General features: G+C 68.2%; 15 protein-coding genes and 1 pseudogene. 6 read left to right on the top strand and 10 right to left on the bottom strand.

Features of this window, described 5'->3' with window-relative positions; translation table 11 throughout:
• On the bottom strand, window positions 1-2,704 hold a 2,704-nt coding region (locus tag DPQ64_RS16970; RefSeq protein WP_157971763.1), incomplete at its 3' end, for an FAD-binding and (Fe-S)-binding domain-containing protein.
• A gap of 282 nt (window positions 2,705-2,986) precedes the next feature.
• Here DPQ64_RS16970 and DPQ64_RS16965 point away from each other — a divergent pair.
• Together DPQ64_RS16965 and DPQ64_RS16960 are read left to right on the top strand one after the other, a co-directional pair.
• Window positions 2,987-3,721 carry a minichromosome maintenance protein MCM gene (locus tag DPQ64_RS16965; RefSeq protein WP_115865494.1) on the top strand — a complete coding sequence of 245 codons (735 nt, stop codon included), beginning with the start codon at window positions 2,987-2,989 and terminating at the stop codon, window positions 3,719-3,721.
• A gap of 116 nt (window positions 3,722-3,837) precedes the next feature.
• Window positions 3,838-4,131 carry a PadR family transcriptional regulator gene (locus DPQ64_RS16960; protein WP_115865493.1) on the top strand — a complete coding sequence of 98 codons (294 nt, stop codon included), beginning with the start codon at window positions 3,838-3,840 and terminating at the stop codon, window positions 4,129-4,131.
• A gap of 19 nt (window positions 4,132-4,150) precedes the next feature.
• On the opposite strand, the gene DPQ64_RS16955 is transcribed toward DPQ64_RS16960, so the two are convergent.
• The 4 genes from DPQ64_RS16955 to DPQ64_RS16940 all read right to left on the bottom strand — a co-directional run bounded on the left by DPQ64_RS16955 (window position 4,151) and on the right by DPQ64_RS16940 (window position 6,972).
• A complete protein-coding gene (locus DPQ64_RS16955) occupies window positions 4,151-4,819 on the bottom strand; it encodes a helix-turn-helix domain-containing protein (protein ID WP_115865492.1) in 669 nt (222 codons plus the stop codon).
• A gap of 314 nt (window positions 4,820-5,133) precedes the next feature.
• Entirely contained in the window at window positions 5,134-5,550 is a 417-nt protein-coding gene (locus DPQ64_RS16950) for a hypothetical protein (protein WP_232820617.1), read from the bottom strand.
• Between the two features lie 145 nt (window positions 5,551-5,695).
• The gene (locus DPQ64_RS16945) at window positions 5,696-6,088 is read right to left on the bottom strand and encodes a hypothetical protein (protein WP_115865490.1); all 393 of its coding nucleotides are present in this window, start codon (window positions 6,086-6,088) and stop codon (window positions 5,696-5,698) included.
• Window positions 6,085-6,972 carry a ParA family protein gene (locus DPQ64_RS16940; RefSeq protein WP_115865489.1) on the bottom strand — a complete coding sequence of 296 codons (888 nt, stop codon included), beginning with the start codon at window positions 6,970-6,972 and terminating at the stop codon, window positions 6,085-6,087. The genes DPQ64_RS16945 and DPQ64_RS16940 overlap by 4 nt, the downstream gene beginning before the upstream one ends.
• 215 nt (window positions 6,973-7,187) lie before the next feature.
• Between DPQ64_RS16940 and DPQ64_RS19990 the strand changes: the two are divergent.
• The 3 genes and pseudogenes from DPQ64_RS19990 to DPQ64_RS16930 all read left to right on the top strand — a co-directional run.
• Window positions 7,188-7,373, top strand: a pseudogene (locus tag DPQ64_RS19990) (DUF456 domain-containing protein); the annotation flags it as partial.
• A complete protein-coding gene (locus tag DPQ64_RS16935; protein WP_394338838.1) occupies window positions 7,301-7,663 on the top strand; it encodes a DUF456 family protein in 363 nt (120 codons plus the stop codon). The pseudogene DPQ64_RS19990 and the gene DPQ64_RS16935, both read left to right, overlap by 73 nt.
• A 33-nt stretch (window positions 7,664-7,696) precedes the next feature.
• Complete coding sequence (locus DPQ64_RS16930; RefSeq protein WP_115865488.1) at window positions 7,697-8,407, top strand: DUF192 domain-containing protein; 711 nt, start codon at window positions 7,697-7,699, stop codon at window positions 8,405-8,407.
• Window positions 8,408-8,711: 304 nt separating this feature from the next.
• Here DPQ64_RS16930 and DPQ64_RS16925 read toward each other — a convergent pair whose 3' ends face one another.
• Entirely contained in the window at window positions 8,712-9,350 is a 639-nt protein-coding gene (locus DPQ64_RS16925; protein ID WP_115865487.1) for a metal-dependent hydrolase, read from the bottom strand.
• Between the two features lie 116 nt (window positions 9,351-9,466).
• Between DPQ64_RS16925 and DPQ64_RS16920 the strand changes: the two genes are divergently transcribed.
• Window positions 9,467-10,147 carry a cyclase family protein gene (locus DPQ64_RS16920; protein ID WP_115865486.1) on the top strand — a complete coding sequence of 227 codons (681 nt, stop codon included), beginning with the start codon at window positions 9,467-9,469 and terminating at the stop codon, window positions 10,145-10,147.
• A gap of 60 nt (window positions 10,148-10,207) precedes the next feature.
• Here DPQ64_RS16920 and DPQ64_RS16915 read toward each other — a convergent pair whose 3' ends face one another.
• From DPQ64_RS16915 to DPQ64_RS16900, 4 genes are all read right to left on the bottom strand, one after another.
• Complete coding sequence (locus DPQ64_RS16915; protein WP_115865485.1) at window positions 10,208-10,432, bottom strand: zinc ribbon domain-containing protein; 225 nt, start codon at window positions 10,430-10,432, stop codon at window positions 10,208-10,210.
• Window positions 10,433-10,576: 144 nt separating this feature from the next.
• Window positions 10,577-11,623, bottom strand: coding sequence for an ArsR/SmtB family transcription factor (locus DPQ64_RS16910; RefSeq protein ID WP_115865484.1), 1,047 nt, complete (start codon window positions 11,621-11,623; stop codon window positions 10,577-10,579).
• A 147-nt stretch (window positions 11,624-11,770) separates the two neighbouring features.
• Window positions 11,771-13,057, bottom strand: a complete 1,287-nt coding sequence (locus DPQ64_RS16905; protein ID WP_115865483.1) for a hypothetical protein — start codon at window positions 13,055-13,057, stop codon at window positions 11,771-11,773.
• Window positions 13,058-13,372: 315 nt separating this feature from the next.
• Window positions 13,373-14,485, bottom strand: a complete 1,113-nt coding sequence (locus DPQ64_RS16900; protein ID WP_115865482.1) for a zinc-dependent alcohol dehydrogenase family protein — start codon at window positions 14,483-14,485, stop codon at window positions 13,373-13,375.
• Window positions 14,486-14,490: the final 5 nt, after the last annotated feature.

Genomic DNA, 14,490 nt, shown 5'->3' with positions numbered 1-14,490 from the left:
GGGCGTCGGCCGTGGCCGACGCCCGCGCGCTCGCCGCCTCGCCGGTGAAACTGGCGTTCGGTCCGTCTTCGCCGGCTGACCGTCCCGCCTCCTCGCCAAGCAAATCCAGATACTCGTCCTGCACCATCGCGGCGTCGGAGGGCTCGACGTACGCGACTGACCAGCCGTCTCGCACGCGGGACGCGAGCGCGGAGACGTTCGCTTGCGCGCGCTCGCGGGCCAGATCGAGGAAGCCCTCCGAGTAGGCCGGGCGACCGCTCGGCGCGGCGTCGGGGACTCGGACGTGGATTCCGGCGGCTTCGAGGATTGACACCGCCGCGCGGCCCGTCTCCGGGTAGACGTAGTTCGTGTACGAGTCCGGAACGAGGAGCACGCGGTCGGTCGCACTGGATTCTGGAATCCGGGGGCCGCTGCGGGCCGCGAACCACGCCGCGAACGACTGGTCGGCGAACGTCGGGAGGTCACGCTCGCCGGCGATGCCGAGGGTCTTTTCGGCGAGCGCGCCAGCGACCGGGAGATCGGTGAGCCAGTTCGAGACGGGCGCGAGGGCCGAGCCGACCCTCGCGAGCCGGTCGAACTCGGCGAACAGGCGCTCGCGGAGGCCCGCGCCCTCCCGCTCGTGGTAGCGGTGCTTGACCTCGGCTTTGAGCTTCGCGAGATCGACGCCGGTCGGGCAGTCGCTCTGACAGCCCTTGCAGCCCAGACAGAGGTCCAGCACCTCCCGCTGGAAGCGTTCGGTGTACATCTCCTCTGGCGGAAGCTCCCCGGAGATGGCCGCTCGGAGCATGTTCGCCCGCCCGCGGGTGGTCGCCATCTCGTCGTCCATCGCGCGGTATGAGGGACACATCACGTCCGAGTCGGTCTGCCGGCAGGTGCCACAGCCGTTGCACAGCTCCACGAGGTGCGAGAAGCCGCCGTCATTCGAAAAATCCTGCTCGGTCGCGGGTTCGAGCGACGAGTAGGCCGGGCCGTACCGCAGGTTCTCGCGCATGTCGGTCGGAGAATGTTCGCCCTCGTCGGTCGGCGAGTGCTCGCGAAACACCACCTTGCCGGGGTTCATCCGCCAGTCGGGGTCGAACGCGGTTTTGAGCCGCTTGAACGCCGCCCAGAGCTGCGGGCCGTACAGCTTCGGGTTGAACTGCGTCCGGGCGAGCCCGTCGCCGTGCTCGCCCGAGAACGACCCTTCGTGGTCGAGCACCAGCGAGGTCACGTCCTGGGCGATAGACTGCATCTTCTCGACTCCCTCGCCGTCCTTGAGGTTCAACACTGGCCGGACGTGGAGCGTCCCGCTGCCCGCGTGGGCGAAGTACGCCGCCGAGGTGTCGTGGGCCTCCAGAATGCCCTGAAAGCCCTGCACGTACTCGGCCAGTTCCGCGGGCGGCACGGAAGCGTCCTCGATGAACGGGTACGGCTTGGGGTCGCCCTCCATGCTCATCAGCAGCGGGATGGCGGCCTTCCGGAGCTTCCAGAGCTTCGCCTGTGCCGCCTCGTCGTGAGCCTCCAGCACGTCGAACGCCGCGCCCGACTCGATGAACTCGCTGGTCACTGCCCCGATCGCGCCCGCCAGATCGTCGTGGACTTCCGAGTCGAACTCCAGCATGAGCGCGGCCGCGGCCCGGTCCGGAATCGGCTCGGCGTACTCGGCGTACTCCGCGGACTCGCGGGCCAGCCGGAACACCTCCTCGTCCATGAGTTCGACCGCGCTCGGGTCGAACGCCAGCGCCTCGGGCACCGCCGCCATCGCGGCCACGAGGTCGTCGAAGCAGTAGAGCGCGACCGCAGTCTGCTCGGGCTTGGACACCAGCGAGAGCGTCGCTTCCGTGACCACGCCGAGGGTGCCCTCCGCGCCGACGAACAGTTTGGCGAGGTTTACGTAAACGCTCCCGTTATCGTTTGCGTTTGCGTCTTCGTTTGCGCGTTCGTAAACGCACTCGTGGAGGTTGTAACCCGACACCGAGCGCTTGAGCTCGGGGTACCGCGATTCGATCTCCTCGGCGTTGTCCGCCACGAGTTGGCGGACCGTCCGGTAGAGGTCGGCCTCCCGGTCGCCGCTCGCCATGATATCGTCCCACTCGTCGCTCCCGACCTCGACTTCCCGGGCGCGAACGGTCGTTCCGTCGGCTAGCACCGCCTCGCATTCCTCGACGTAGGCGTCGGTGATGCCGTACCGGACGGAGTGCGCGCCCGTGGAGTTGTTCCCGATGCCGCCGCCGATGGTCGCGCGGTTCGAGGAGGCCGGATCGGGCGCGAACTTCAGGCCCCATTCCGCGAGGTGGGCGTCGAGGTCGTCCTGCACAACGCCGGGCTGGACCGTCGCGCGCTGGGTTCGCGGGTCCACGTCCACGATTGCGTCCATGTGGCGCGACAGGTCGAGTACGACGCAGCCGGGGCCGACGGACTGTCCGGCCAGCGACGAGCCCGCACCGCGGGGCAGCACCGGCGCATCGTGGTCGGCCGCGACCTCGACAGCTGCCGCCACGTCGTCCGCGTCAGTCGGGAAGACCACGCCCGCAGGTCTGGCCTGATAGATGCTCCCGTCGGTCGCGTACAGCACCTGCGAGTACTCGTCGAACCGAACCTCGCCCTCGCAGGTCGCCCGGAGGTCTGCTGCGAGCGCGGCGTGCTCGTCGTCGTCCGGCGCGTTCACGCCGACCGACTCCCGGTAGGCTTCGAGGTCGGGGGCGTTGCCGGAGGGAGAAGACATGGTACCAAATGGCACTTCCGAGGCCATAAATTGGGGTGCGTACGCTGACTGGAGTTCGTCGGTTCGGTTTCGTTCGCTTTCCCCGAGTCTACTCCGCATCCGAAGGTATCGACTTGCCCACTCCCTCACGGACCGTCCGCAAACGTTTTCGCAAACGTAAACATAAACGAAACCGAAAACGACGGGAGGTCGCCCGGCGTCGAGGACACAGGACCACGTTAAGTTGCTCGCACGTCCGGCAGGAGCCGTGTAACAAAGACCGACGCGGGGGAACGGTGTGCCATGTCAGCCCGAAGCGCCGACCTGACGGAAAAGTGGTACGAGTACGTGTACCGCGACCGTGCAGAGTCGGTCCGTCGGTTCGTCGACGCGTACCCCGAGGAGCGCGCGCTGTCGGTGAGCTGCGAGCGGTTCGGCCACGACTACCGGTTCGTCCGCCCGCTGCTCTCCGACCCTGACGAGGCGCTTCGCGCGGGCAAGGCCGCACTCCGGCGGTTCCTCTCGAATGATACGGACCGGGACCTCGGGGACGTCTACCTCCGGGTCACGGACCTCCCGGCCGAGAGCGAGGTCGCGCTCGGAGACCTCCGGGCCGAGCATCTCAACCGGCTCCACAGCACGCGGGGCGTCGTCGTCGACGCGAGCGAGATCCGGCCGAAGGTCGTGCGCGCGGCGTTCCGCTGTGCGAAATGCGAGGCGGTGACCCGCTACGCCACCCAGCCCCACCGCGAGTTCCAGTCGCACGCCAAGTGCCCGCGCTGTCGGTCGGTCGGCTACCTCTCCTTTGCGCCGCCGGCCAGCGAGTACGTCGACGCCCAGGAGGTGTCGCTCCGGGATCTCGACGGCTCGGAGACGGCGACTGCGCTGCTCGAACACGACCTGACCGAAGTGGCGACTACGGGCGAGGAGGTTCGGCTCGTGGCCATCCCTCGCGCGCGGAGAACCGACGGGTCGACCGTCGCGGACGCGTGGCTCGAATCCGTGAGTATGGAATGCTTAACGCCAGCGGACCGGTAGCGTCGGGCGGTTTCGGACTCACGCCGTCGTGACACGTGACCTGACGTACCGCGGCTGCTCGCGCCGCGGCCATCATCCTTTTCCCGATACGAAGGGTTCCATACACGAGGGGAACGATGTACGACTTGACCGGTTTCCAACGCGACCTGCTGTACGTGATCGCCGGGCTAGACGAACCGCACGGGCTCGCCATCAAGGACGAACTCGAATCGTACTACGAGAAGGAGATCCACCACGGCCGGCTCTACCCCAACCTCGACACGCTCGTCGACAAGGGGTTCGTCGAGAAGGGCCAGCGCGACCGTCGGACCAACTACTACATCCTGACCCAACGCGGGACCCGCGAGATCGAGGCTCGCCGGGAGTGGGAGACGCAGTACGTCGACCTGCCGCAGGAACTCACCGCGTAAAGAGACGATCGGAGCTGCGCTACGGGTGGGACGCCGACAGCGCCGCGCCGACAACGGCCGCGTCGAGCGACTGGACCGACCGGAGCACGGCGCTCTCGGTGACCGCGCGGTACTTCTCGCCTGACTCCTCGACCGCGCCGAGCGCCACCAGTTTCTCGACGTGGTGCCACACCCGCTTTCGGGAGACGCCGGTCAGCCGATGGAGGTCCTTCTGTTCAAGCGCGCGCCCGGGGTCGACCGCCAGCAGCGCGTCGACCATCAGCCGCACCGACTCGTACCGCCCGAGGTACTCCAGGCCGGACTCCGGGTCGGCCACGCCGCTCGTCTCGACCGCGCGCGACAGTTCGGTCGCGGCGTGCAGGACGATGCTGTGCTGGTTCACGCAATAGGTCCCCTCGTCGGCGACCAGCACGCCGAGCGAGACGAGAGCGTCCACCGCGCGCTCGACTGCGGCGTCGTCGAGGTCGGTTCCGGCTCGGAGGTCCTCGACTCCGTAGCGGTCGTCCGGGCCCGCGTCGAGAACGTTGTCGAGCAGCTTCCTGACCCCAGTTTCGCCGGTCAGCCAGAGCCAGCCGCTCGGGTACGTCCGCCGGGCCTCGGCCGGGGCGCCGGACTTGACGAGTTCCCACATCTCTCGGGCGGTGTCGCTGGTCCGGAGGGTCGCGTCGTCGGTCGTGGGGAGACTCATTATAAGGCGGTGTCGCGGGCGCGACAAAAATCTATCGCGGGTCACGCGAAAATTGACGTGTTCCGGCATTCGCTTTCGAACCGGAAGCCGTCCCTGTTGGTGGTTTCGACCCCGCAGTCGGCTCCGTATCCGATTTCGTTTTCGTATGTGTTTCCGTTTCTATTTACGCTAACGGTAGCGGTTTCATAAGCGATTGCGGTATCGATTCCGTTCCCGTGACGGGAGATCGTCCAACCGAGCCGTCGCGCGCTGGCGCGGCAGCGAGCGGTCGCTCGCGGCCGCGTCAGCGCGCACGTGTGGACCGCAATTTAGTATCAGTCAGTGTCAGCCAGTTCGCAGTCGACGCGCCACGCACAGTCTGCTTCCTCGCGGAGTCGGTCGTACAGCCCTCTTAGCGCTTCCCGCGCGGTGTCCGGCAGAACGTGAAACTCCACGGTTCCAGAGCGGATCACGACCCGGAACACGGACGAATCTCGCTCGTCGTGGACCAGATACACCGGCGCGGGGAGTTCGAACCAGTCGCCGTAGGTGTACCGGTCGCCCGAGAGCACCCGCTCGACCACGCCCGCCAGCCGGTCGTTCGACTCGGCGGGATCGGGCGAGAGCTTGAACACCGTCCCACCCTCGTACTCCACGCCGTCGTGGGAGTACACCCGCTTCGGGCGGTGCGGGATGTCGAACGTCGGCGCGTCGTCGGTCACGGTCGGGGCTACGCCGTCATCACTTATCAAATCCGACGTTTCTGTCAGATTCCAACTAATTCGTTCGGCAACGAAGTGTTTCGACGCGGCTGGCTCGCGGCCGCAAGCGATTCCGAAAGCGTATTCGAAAACGGTCACAGAAACGTGTGCGTAAACGGTGGGGGAACCCGACAGTTCAGACGTTCCGCCGAGCGTGCTCCGCGGAGGCGTCGGCGAGTAGGTCGAGGTACTCCGGGGCGGCCTCGCGGAGACCGAGCCGGACCGCGAGCCGGACGATCTCGCTGCGGTCGAGCTCCGCGGGGTCGACCTCTCGACCGAGTGCGCTCTGGAGTGCGGTGCCGACCGCTTCGATCTCGGCGTCGTGGTCGTCGAGCGTGGCGAGGAGGGCGGTCACCGACTGGTCGCGCGCCGCGAACGTCTTGGCCTGTTCGCCCGAGTCGATAGCCGCGAGGTTGTCCACGAGCTCTTCGACGATGTCCGCGTCCTCGTCGGCGTCGGGCGCGGTCTCGGCGAGGCGGTCGGTGCGCTGGGTCTGCTGGCGGAGCTCTTCGAGGTCGGGGTCGCTCACGCCAGCTCACCTCCAGCGGCTGCGGCGCGCTCGTCGGTCAGCCGGTCGGCCAGCGCCTCGGCGTTCTCGAGGAACGCATCGCGGGCCCGCTCGGCGGTCGTCGACGGCTCCTCCAGCGCGAACACGGTGCGGCCCGACTCGGCGGCGTTCCGAATGTCCTGGCTCACCGGAACGAATGCCGGTGCGAACGCGTCGGGGTACGCCTCCTCGAACGCGTCGAGGTACTCCTCGGCGAGTTTGGTGCGGGTGTCGACCTTGTTCGGAAGCACCATCGCGAGCTCCACGTCGACGTCGAAGTTCGCGCCGATGGTGTCCAGATCCGCGCGAAGCGCCTCGGCCTGCTCGGACTCGAACGGCCCCATCTCGACCGGCGCGACGACGTTCCGCGCGGCCCAGAGGCCGTTGTAGCTCACGTTGTTCGTCAGTCCGGGCAGGTCCACGAGGATGGCGTCGTAACCCAGCGGCTCGATGTACTCGTTCAGGAACGAGTCGAGCCGCGAGTAGCGGTCCTGCGCGTCGTCGACGTTGCCGAGTTCGGCGTCGAGGCTGTCGAGACCCGGATGCGCCGGGATGACGTCGACCCCCTCGTCGGTTTCGAGGATGAGGTTCTCGACCGCGGCGTCGCCCAACTTCTCGGCGATGGCGTCCCACTGGTCCTGGAACACGGTCGAGACGTTCGGCCAGTCGTCCTCGTCGGCGATCTGTGCTTCGACGGTGTCCCACCGCCCGAAGTGCTTGACGAGGTCGCCCTGTTTGCCCGCGAGGTCGACGAGCAACACGTCCATTCCCTGCTCGGCGAGCGCCACCCCGAGGTGTGCCGCCGTCGTGGTCTTGCCCGTCCCGCCTTTGTCGAGGAAGGTACAGGCCCGGATGGAGCGCGACATGATTTGCGTTTGCGCAAACGCAAACGACCCATTTAATCCTTCGTCAGACGCATGTTCATCGAACTACCTTTACGGAATCGTTTTCGGTTCCGATTGCGGTTCCGTTTACGTTTTCGTTTACGATACTGCGAACGGCGGAATCGGAGGCGCTGGAACCCAAATACCGACGGGCGAACGCCGCAATCGATAACGGCCCTGAGCCCTTCCACGCGAGTATGGACCTCTTCTTCCTCGCCGCGGTCGTCCTGCTCGTCGGCGGCGTGGTCGGAAGCGTCGTCCCGCTCGTCCCCGGCGCGGGGCTGTCGCTGGCGGGCATCTACCTCTACTGGTGGTCGTCGGGCTACGCGACGCCCGGCCCGTGGGTGCTCGCCGGCTTCACCCTCGTCGGGCTCGCCGCGGTCGTCACCGACCAGATCGGCGGCGCGCTCGCTGCTGGCGCGGGCGGCGCGTCGACGGCGACATCCTCCTCGCGACCGCGGTCAGCATCCCACTGCTGTTCGTCGCCGGGCCGGTCGGCCTCGTCCTCGGGGTCGCCGCCGCGGTGTTCGCCGCGGAGTTCTCCCGGACGCGGAGCGCGGGCCGGGGTGCCCGGGCGGCCGTCTTCGCTGCGGTCGGGGTCCTCGGTTCCGCGGTGGTTCAGCTGATCGTAACGCTCTCGCTGCTCGTCGGATTCGTCCTCGTCAGCGTCTAACCTTTTTGTTCGCGCGCGGAATAGTCCGCCCGCATGAGAACAGACGCCGTGATTCTGGTGGGGGTCGTGCTGGTGCTCGGCGGCTGTCTCGGGGGTGCGGGATGGACCGGCGGAGACGCAACCGCGAGCACCGACGGGTCGCTCGCTGACTCGACCGCTACCCGTGAGATAGCTAGCGAGTCGACTACGGCGACGACAACCGACTGCGGGCGAACGACGGAGAGCGGAACGAGCGCGTCCGGGGACGGCGGAACGGCGACCGAAACGCCGGCAGGGACGGAGACGACTACGCTCCCCGCGACCACAGACGTCGAGCGCAACGTGACCGCGACGTTCGTGATTCCGGGCTGCGAGGACGTCACGGTGACGTTGCGGGTCGCCGACGAGAGCGAGGAGCGCCAGCGCGGCCTGATGTACCGCCAGTCGCTCTCGGACCGGAGCGGGATGGTGTTCGTCTACGACGATCCCGCGCCCCGGACGTTCTGGATGAAGAACACGTACGTCCCGCTCGACATCGTCTTCGTCGCCGAAAACGGGACGGTGCTCAACGTCGCGCACGCGCAGGCCCAGCCGAACGCGGCCGACTCGGAGGTCGACCGCTACAGCAGCGACGGAGAGGCCAAATACGTAGTAGAACTCCAGCGCGGGTTCGCCAACCGAACCGGCGTCGGCCCCGGGACGGAGCTGGTGTTCAACGACACGGCTCCCGAGGCCGGCCCCGGGACGCCCGGAACTGAGGGCTGATTCGACGGTACGTAACAAAAAGCATTTACCGGGCCGGTGTGACCGATGATATACCTCGGGTAGGGGTACGCGAGGTACATTCTTTCGAGGCTGGTCGGGTAGCCGGTGTTTCGTCCGATTCGGAGCCGTGAATCTCGCTGGCCTGCGTTTCGTGGCAGCCATCGGAACCGCGTTCCAGCCGCGTCCACGGTGTCGTTTCCGATTTCGTTTGCGCCTGCGTTAACGGAAACGCTAACGGTTTCGTAAACGCAGGCGGCCGGAGCCTACCAGTTCGGTCCACCGATAGCAAACTCGGCAGAGAAATTCAGTCGTCGCCACCGCTCCGGACCGCGGGGGCCTCTTCGACGCGGAATCGCTCGGGAAGGTGACACCGAAGCTCTGCGGGGACGACGGGAACGAGGCGCTGGACCAGCAGGGGTAGTCGCTTCCGGAGGACGACGTAGCCAAGCGAGGTCCCGAGGAGGGCGGCGACCAGCGCTCGAACCATCTGATCGCCCACCGCGAGCGCGGGCGCGCCGAGCGCGGCGGCGACGACCAGGTCCTCGGGTGCGCCGTCGTAGCGGACCCATCGCCGAGGGCGGACCCACGAGCCCCGGAAGTGATCGTACACCGCACGCTCGGAGGTCGCCTGCCACGGTTCGAGTTCGAGGCCCCCGCCCAGTGCGTCCGACAGCGAGTGGACCGCCGCGCCGACGAGGAACAGCGCCAGCGCGACCGTTGCCGTTGCCGGAGCAATCGCTGCGAGGCCGACCGCGGGGACCGCCGCAGCGCTGAAGTACACCGGGTAGTGGAGCGTCCGCCGGTGGCCCGCGTACAGGTCGAGGTCGGGGAACACGCTGCCGGAGACGGCCGCGAGGACCGCGACGGTTCCGAACTCGGGCGCGATCACGGCCACCACAGCGGCGAGCGCGACCCCGAACAGGGCGTGGGTGGTCGCCATCATGTGACCTCGGATAATGGTCGGAAGTTTAAATCCGTAGCGCTCAGTCTAGTTGGTATATTGACACATCCCCTAACCGAAATCCGAGGAGGGAAGCGTCTCGCGGTCGAACGACGGCCGTGCCGACCCGCGACCTCTCCCAACCCCTGGACGACGACGTGACAGTGTATCCGGGCGACCCGTCGGTCGAACGTCACCCCGCTGCGACCCACGAGGACGACGGCTATCGCGTGACCGAACTCCGGTTCGGGAGCCACGCCGGCACCCACGTCGACGCGCCGAGCCACACCGAGCCCGACGGGCGGACCATCGACCAGTTCGACGTCGGTCAGTTCGCGTTCGACGCCCGGCTCGTGGACTGCTCGGACACGAACGCCCGCGAGCCGATTCGGCCGGCCGACCTCCCGTTCGGGACCGAGGTCAGCGCTCTGGACGCCGAGATGTTGGTCGTCCGCACCGGCTGGGACGAGTTCTGGGGCACCGACCGCTACTACGATCATCCGTATCTGAGCCGGGAGGCAGCGGCCCAGTGCGCGGACCTGGGGCTTCACGTCGCGTTCGACGCGCTGAGTCCCGACCCGTCGCCGAGCCAGACGGACCGGACAGGGAGAACTGAGTCGAGCGTGGACGCCGAACCCGAGGGCGTTCCGGCTCACCGGGAGCTACTCGGGAGCGAGCGATTCGTCGTCGAGAACCTGCGCGGACTGGACGACCTGCCAGAAGAGTTCGAACTCCGCGCGTACCCGCTTGCGCTCGACCGCGGCGACGGGTCGCCGGTCAGGGCCGTCGCGGTGTGGTGAGAGACCGCCTACCCGCAAGGCCACGCAGCGTGCGAGAGTCGGACGGTTCGCGTCGCTCGCTCAGTGCGAGGACGGCAGCACGTCCTTCACGGGGTAGAGCTCCTCGTGGATGCCCTCGGCGTCGCAGTCGTCGTTCGGACACCGGTAGTACCAGCCGTCGTCGGTGGCCTCGGAGGCCTGGAATCGCTCGCCGCAGCGCCCGCAGAACAGCAGCGAGTCGAAGTCGTCGGCGGCCCGGGAGAGGTCCACGTCGTCGGTCGTCCGACTCTCGAGCAGTTGTTGCATACAGCTATCTACCGCGGCCTACTACAAAAGACCCACCGATTCTCCGTCCGAACCGGGGGCTACGCGGGAAATTTCACGGAAAAGCGATAGGAACCGTGGCGGACCGCGGGGCGTTTCGCGAGGGGAACGAAGCGGGTCGGTCGATCAGCGCGCGCGGAGATACCACGCGACCCCGACCGCCGCGAGGACGACGAGGCCGCCCGCGAAGAAGAGCAGTCCCGGTTCGAGACCGCCCGTCGCCGCGTCCGCGGCCTCGGTGACGGTCGTCGTCAGCGCCTGCTCGGTAGTCTCCATCGCCTCGGTGGCCTGCGGTTGGTCGGTCGCGACCGTGGTCTCCTCGACGACGCGGGTCGTCTCCGCGCTCTCGGTCACGGTGCGGGTGGCCGCTTCCACCGTCTCCGCGGCGTCCGCTGTGGTCCCTGCCGATTCCGCCGTGGTTTCGGCGGCTTCAGCGGTCGTCTCCCCGGTCGATTCACCGAAGATGCTCACGTCTCCTTCGGTCGTGTCCGCCGCGGTCGTTTCCTTGGGCACGGTTGCCTCCTCGGCAACCGTCGTCTCCTGCGATGCGGTCGTCTCTCGGCCCCCGTTCGCTCCAGCGTCGGCCCACTCTTCGGTCGTCGCGGCGTCGTCCGCGCCCGCGGCGGTCGTCGCGGCGTCGTCTGCGCTCGCGTTCACGTCGGTTGCGGCTCCGCTTCCGACGTCTCCGCCCCCCGAGTCGCCGCTCTGGAACGTCACACCCGGGGCGAGCGGCCCGCCGGTGACGAGCCGCTGGACGAGCAGGCTCGACAGGCCCAGCACGCCGAGGCCGCCGAGCAGGCGCGACAGCGCGGCTTCGAGGCCGGGCGCGTCGTCCTCGCCGCCGGCGAACACGACCAGCGGTTTCGCCGCGGGTGCGTACACGTTCATCTCGCGGCCCTTCTCGGAGTAGACCGTGTCGGCGACCTCGATGAGTTCTGCGTCGGTCAGCTTCTCGAGGTGGTACCTGACGTTCTGGATGGAGGTATCGATCTCCTCGGCGAGCGCGGAAGGGGTCGCGGGCTCGTCGTACAGCGCTGCGAGCAGGTCCCGGGCGGTGTCGGACTGGAGGGCGGCGAGCAGGTCGTCGGCGTCGTCGCTGTCGACGCCGATGACGCGAGGATCCCCGTCGTCTCCGACGCTGGAGTCGGGGGTGGAGGGCAGCAGATTGGCCATACGGTGTAGTTGCCCGACCCCGGAATATAATTTTGTCCCTGCGGCGTCGGCGGGATTGAAGCGCTGGAACTGTATGCGTTTACGCAAACGTAAATGGAAGCGAAAACGGAATCGGAAACGTTAGCGGAACGTGGAGCGGTAGGCGCGTCAGTCGGCGGACTCGTAGCTCCAGCCCCGCAGTTCCGACACGGCGCCGTTCCGATCGATGGCCCACGCACCGAGCGGACAGCCCTGGCTCGGGGCGAGTGAGAGCGCGGCCCCGTCGTTCGCGCCCTCGACGCTGGAGACCGCGACGAGGTAGTCGCACTGGCTCTCCCACCACACCACGCGGTCGAGTTCGCCCTCCGGGTCGCTGACGGCCACCTCGAACGTCCGACGTTCGGTGGCGGTTCCGGACACCGGAACGGGGCTGTCGGGCGCGACCGGTTCGACTGCCGGCGGGCGGTTGCCGTCCGCGCCGACCTCGACGAGCCAGTCGGTCGTGCCGACGTAATCGCCGCGCTGGCCGTCGGTCGTCCGCTCGTAGGCGTCGACGTGGACCTCGTGGCGACCGGTCGAGTCGAAGGGGTAGGTCAGAGTCGCACGACCGCGCCCGCCCAGTTGTCGGTGGAACGTGCCCGGGCCGACGAACTCCCGCCCGTCGACGTACCAGTCGGTGCTGAGGAACTCGCTCGGGTGGTCGGGCGCGACGGCCTCGAACAGCAGCGGCGTATCGGGAACCGCGGTCATCTCGCGGTCCGGGTTCGCCCGCAGGAGGCCGCGGTCGGAATCGCTGGAGCCGGAATCCGGTGTCACCGCGGAGCCGTTCAGGAACACCGACGCGGGGCCGGCGAGCGCGAACCGGCCGATCTCCCCCGTGAACTCGAACTCGTCGGTGCCCCGGTCCGGTCCGACGTGGCCCCACGCCCAGTTGCCACCGACCTGATCGTCGTCGTCGCGCTGGGAGACGTCGCCGGTGACCGCGAATTCGTAGGCCGCGACGCCGCCGCCGTCGCTCTCGATCCGGAGGACGTTCGCGTCCGAGTCCGAGCCCGAGGTCGCGTCGAAGTTCGCGCTCGTGAGGCTCCCCTCGGGGTGGGGAAACCCGCCGAGCTGGATTCTACTGTCGTTGCGGAACGCGGTCGCCGGTCCCGCAAGCACGATGCCGTCGAGGTCCCCAGAGTAGCGGAACGTGTCGGTCCCGCGCTCGGGGCCGACGTGTCCCCACGCCCGACTGCCGTCGACCTCATCGTCGTCGTCCACCTGTTCGAGGTCGCCCGTCACCGTGAACTCGTAGGCCGCCATTCCGCCGCCGTCGCTCTCGATTCGGAGTTCGTTGGAGAGGTGTTCGTCGGAGAGTTCGCTGGTCGGCCGCGACCACCCCGAAAGCCCCACTCCCATCCCGACCGCGAGCCCCGTGCCGAGGACCTGCCGCCGCGAGTGTTCGTTCCCCATGAAGCGTCCCACGACGTGGCGCTGCAAATCTTTTTCACCGGGACGGACGGGCTAATCGCGCGTAGGTCCGGCTTACCGCAGGTAGTCACCAAACGCCGATTCGATCTTGTCCAGGGTTCGCTCCCGGGTAGTCCACGTCGAGGACATCCGCGATGGAGAGGTCGGTCATCAGTTCAGTCTCCTCCTTCGAGTCGGGTCGTTGGCGCGGTCGAGTGTGGTCATCTGACCCGACACTGGCTGCGCCGGCATGTTAAGTGCTGACGCGTCGGCAGAACGCTCGGCTGAATCGGAGTACTCGGAACGCGTCGGACCGACTCAGAACTCGGTCACGACCTCGATTCCCACCGTGCCGAAGTCGTCCATCGCCGCGAGTCGGTCGGGCACCTCGCCGAGCGCAACCTCGCGCGTGACGAGGTCGGCGGGCGAGACGGTGCCGCGCTCGACCATCCGGAGGAGTTCGTCGTACCGGGTCGGGGGCATTCCGCGCGAGCCGAGGAACGTTATCTCGTTCATCGCCATCGCGTCGGTGGGCAGCGACACCTCGCCGCGCTCCTCGTCGGTCGTCAGCCCGAGCTGGAGGTGTTGGCCGCGCGCCCGGAGGCAAGCCACCGAGTTGCGGCACGTCTCGGCGACCCCGAGCGCATCCACCGAGACGTGGGCGCCACCGCCGGACGAGGTCCGGCGAGGTCCGCGCCCGCCCTGCTCGCGCTCACTGCCGTTCGTGATGGCCTCGATTTCGGCCGGCACGTCCTGCGAAGAATTAGCCTCCACCGTCTCGTCGGCTCCCAGCTCGCGAGCCTTCGCCAATGCGGCGTCGTTCAGGTCGACCGCGATGACGTTCGCGCCGAGCGCGTCGGCGACGTGGACCGCCGAGAGGCCGACGCCGCCGCAGCCGTGGACCGCGACCCAGTCGCCCGGCGCGAGGTCGGCGCGGTGGGCGAGACCGTGGTACGCCGTGCCGAATCGACAGCCGAGGCTCGCCATCTCCGTAGGGGTGACCCCGTCGGGCAGGTGTACTGCGTTGTAGTCGGCGTACGGCACGTGGACCCGCTCGGCGAACGCGCCGGGGGCGTCGGCCTCGAAGCCGAGCGCGAGGCCGTCCTCGCAGACGTTCCCGTGGCCGTTCCGGCAGTGCTCGCACTCCCCGCGGCCGAGGTTGAACGGCACCGCGACGCGGTCGCCCTCGCGGACGCGTTCGACGCGCGAGCCGGTTTCGACTACGGTGCCGGCCGGTTCGTGGCCGAGGATCTGGCCCTCCGGCACCTGATCGTCGGCCCACTCACCGTGGCCCTTCCACGCGTGCCAGTCGCTCCGGCAGACGCCACAGGCTTCGGTCTCGACCACGACGCCGTGGTCGGCGGGGTCGGGGGCGGGCACGTCCTCGATTTCGAGGGGCTCGCCGTACGCGGTCAGGACTGCTGCTCTCATGGGGC

This window comes from Halorussus litoreus (assembly GCF_003382685.1).
In the GTDB taxonomy this organism is placed as follows: Archaea; Halobacteriota; Halobacteria; order Halobacteriales; family Haladaptataceae; genus Halorussus; species Halorussus litoreus.
The sequence above is the reverse complement of the archived record's forward strand: the minus strand, read 5'-3'. Positions and strand labels throughout refer to the sequence as shown.

Bases quoted from the DNA above. Each gene is read 5' to 3' on its own strand.
- DPQ64_RS16965 (WP_115865494.1), top strand. From the start codon at position 2,987: ATGTCAGCCCGAAGCGCCGACCTGACGGAAAAGTGGTACGAGTACGTG.
- DPQ64_RS16960 (WP_115865493.1), top strand. From the start codon at position 3,838: ATGTACGACTTGACCGGTTTCCAACGCGACCTGCTGTACGTGATCGCC.
- DPQ64_RS16955 (WP_115865492.1), bottom strand. From the start codon at position 4,819: ATGAGTCTCCCCACGACCGACGACGCGACCCTCCGGACCAGCGACACC.
- DPQ64_RS16940 (WP_115865489.1), bottom strand. From the start codon at position 6,972: ATGTCGCGCTCCATCCGGGCCTGTACCTTCCTCGACAAAGGCGGGACG.
- DPQ64_RS16930 (WP_115865488.1), top strand. From the start codon at position 7,697: ATGAGAACAGACGCCGTGATTCTGGTGGGGGTCGTGCTGGTGCTCGGC.
- DPQ64_RS16925 (WP_115865487.1), bottom strand. From the start codon at position 9,350: ATGATGGCGACCACCCACGCCCTGTTCGGGGTCGCGCTCGCCGCTGTG.
- DPQ64_RS16915 (WP_115865485.1), bottom strand. From the start codon at position 10,432: ATGCAACAACTGCTCGAGAGTCGGACGACCGACGACGTGGACCTCTCC.
- DPQ64_RS16910 (WP_115865484.1), bottom strand. From the start codon at position 11,623: ATGGCCAATCTGCTGCCCTCCACCCCCGACTCCAGCGTCGGAGACGAC.
- DPQ64_RS16905 (WP_115865483.1), bottom strand. From the start codon at position 13,057: ATGGGGAACGAACACTCGCGGCGGCAGGTCCTCGGCACGGGGCTCGCG.
- DPQ64_RS16900 (WP_115865482.1), bottom strand. From the start codon at position 14,485: ATGAGAGCAGCAGTCCTGACCGCGTACGGCGAGCCCCTCGAAATCGAG.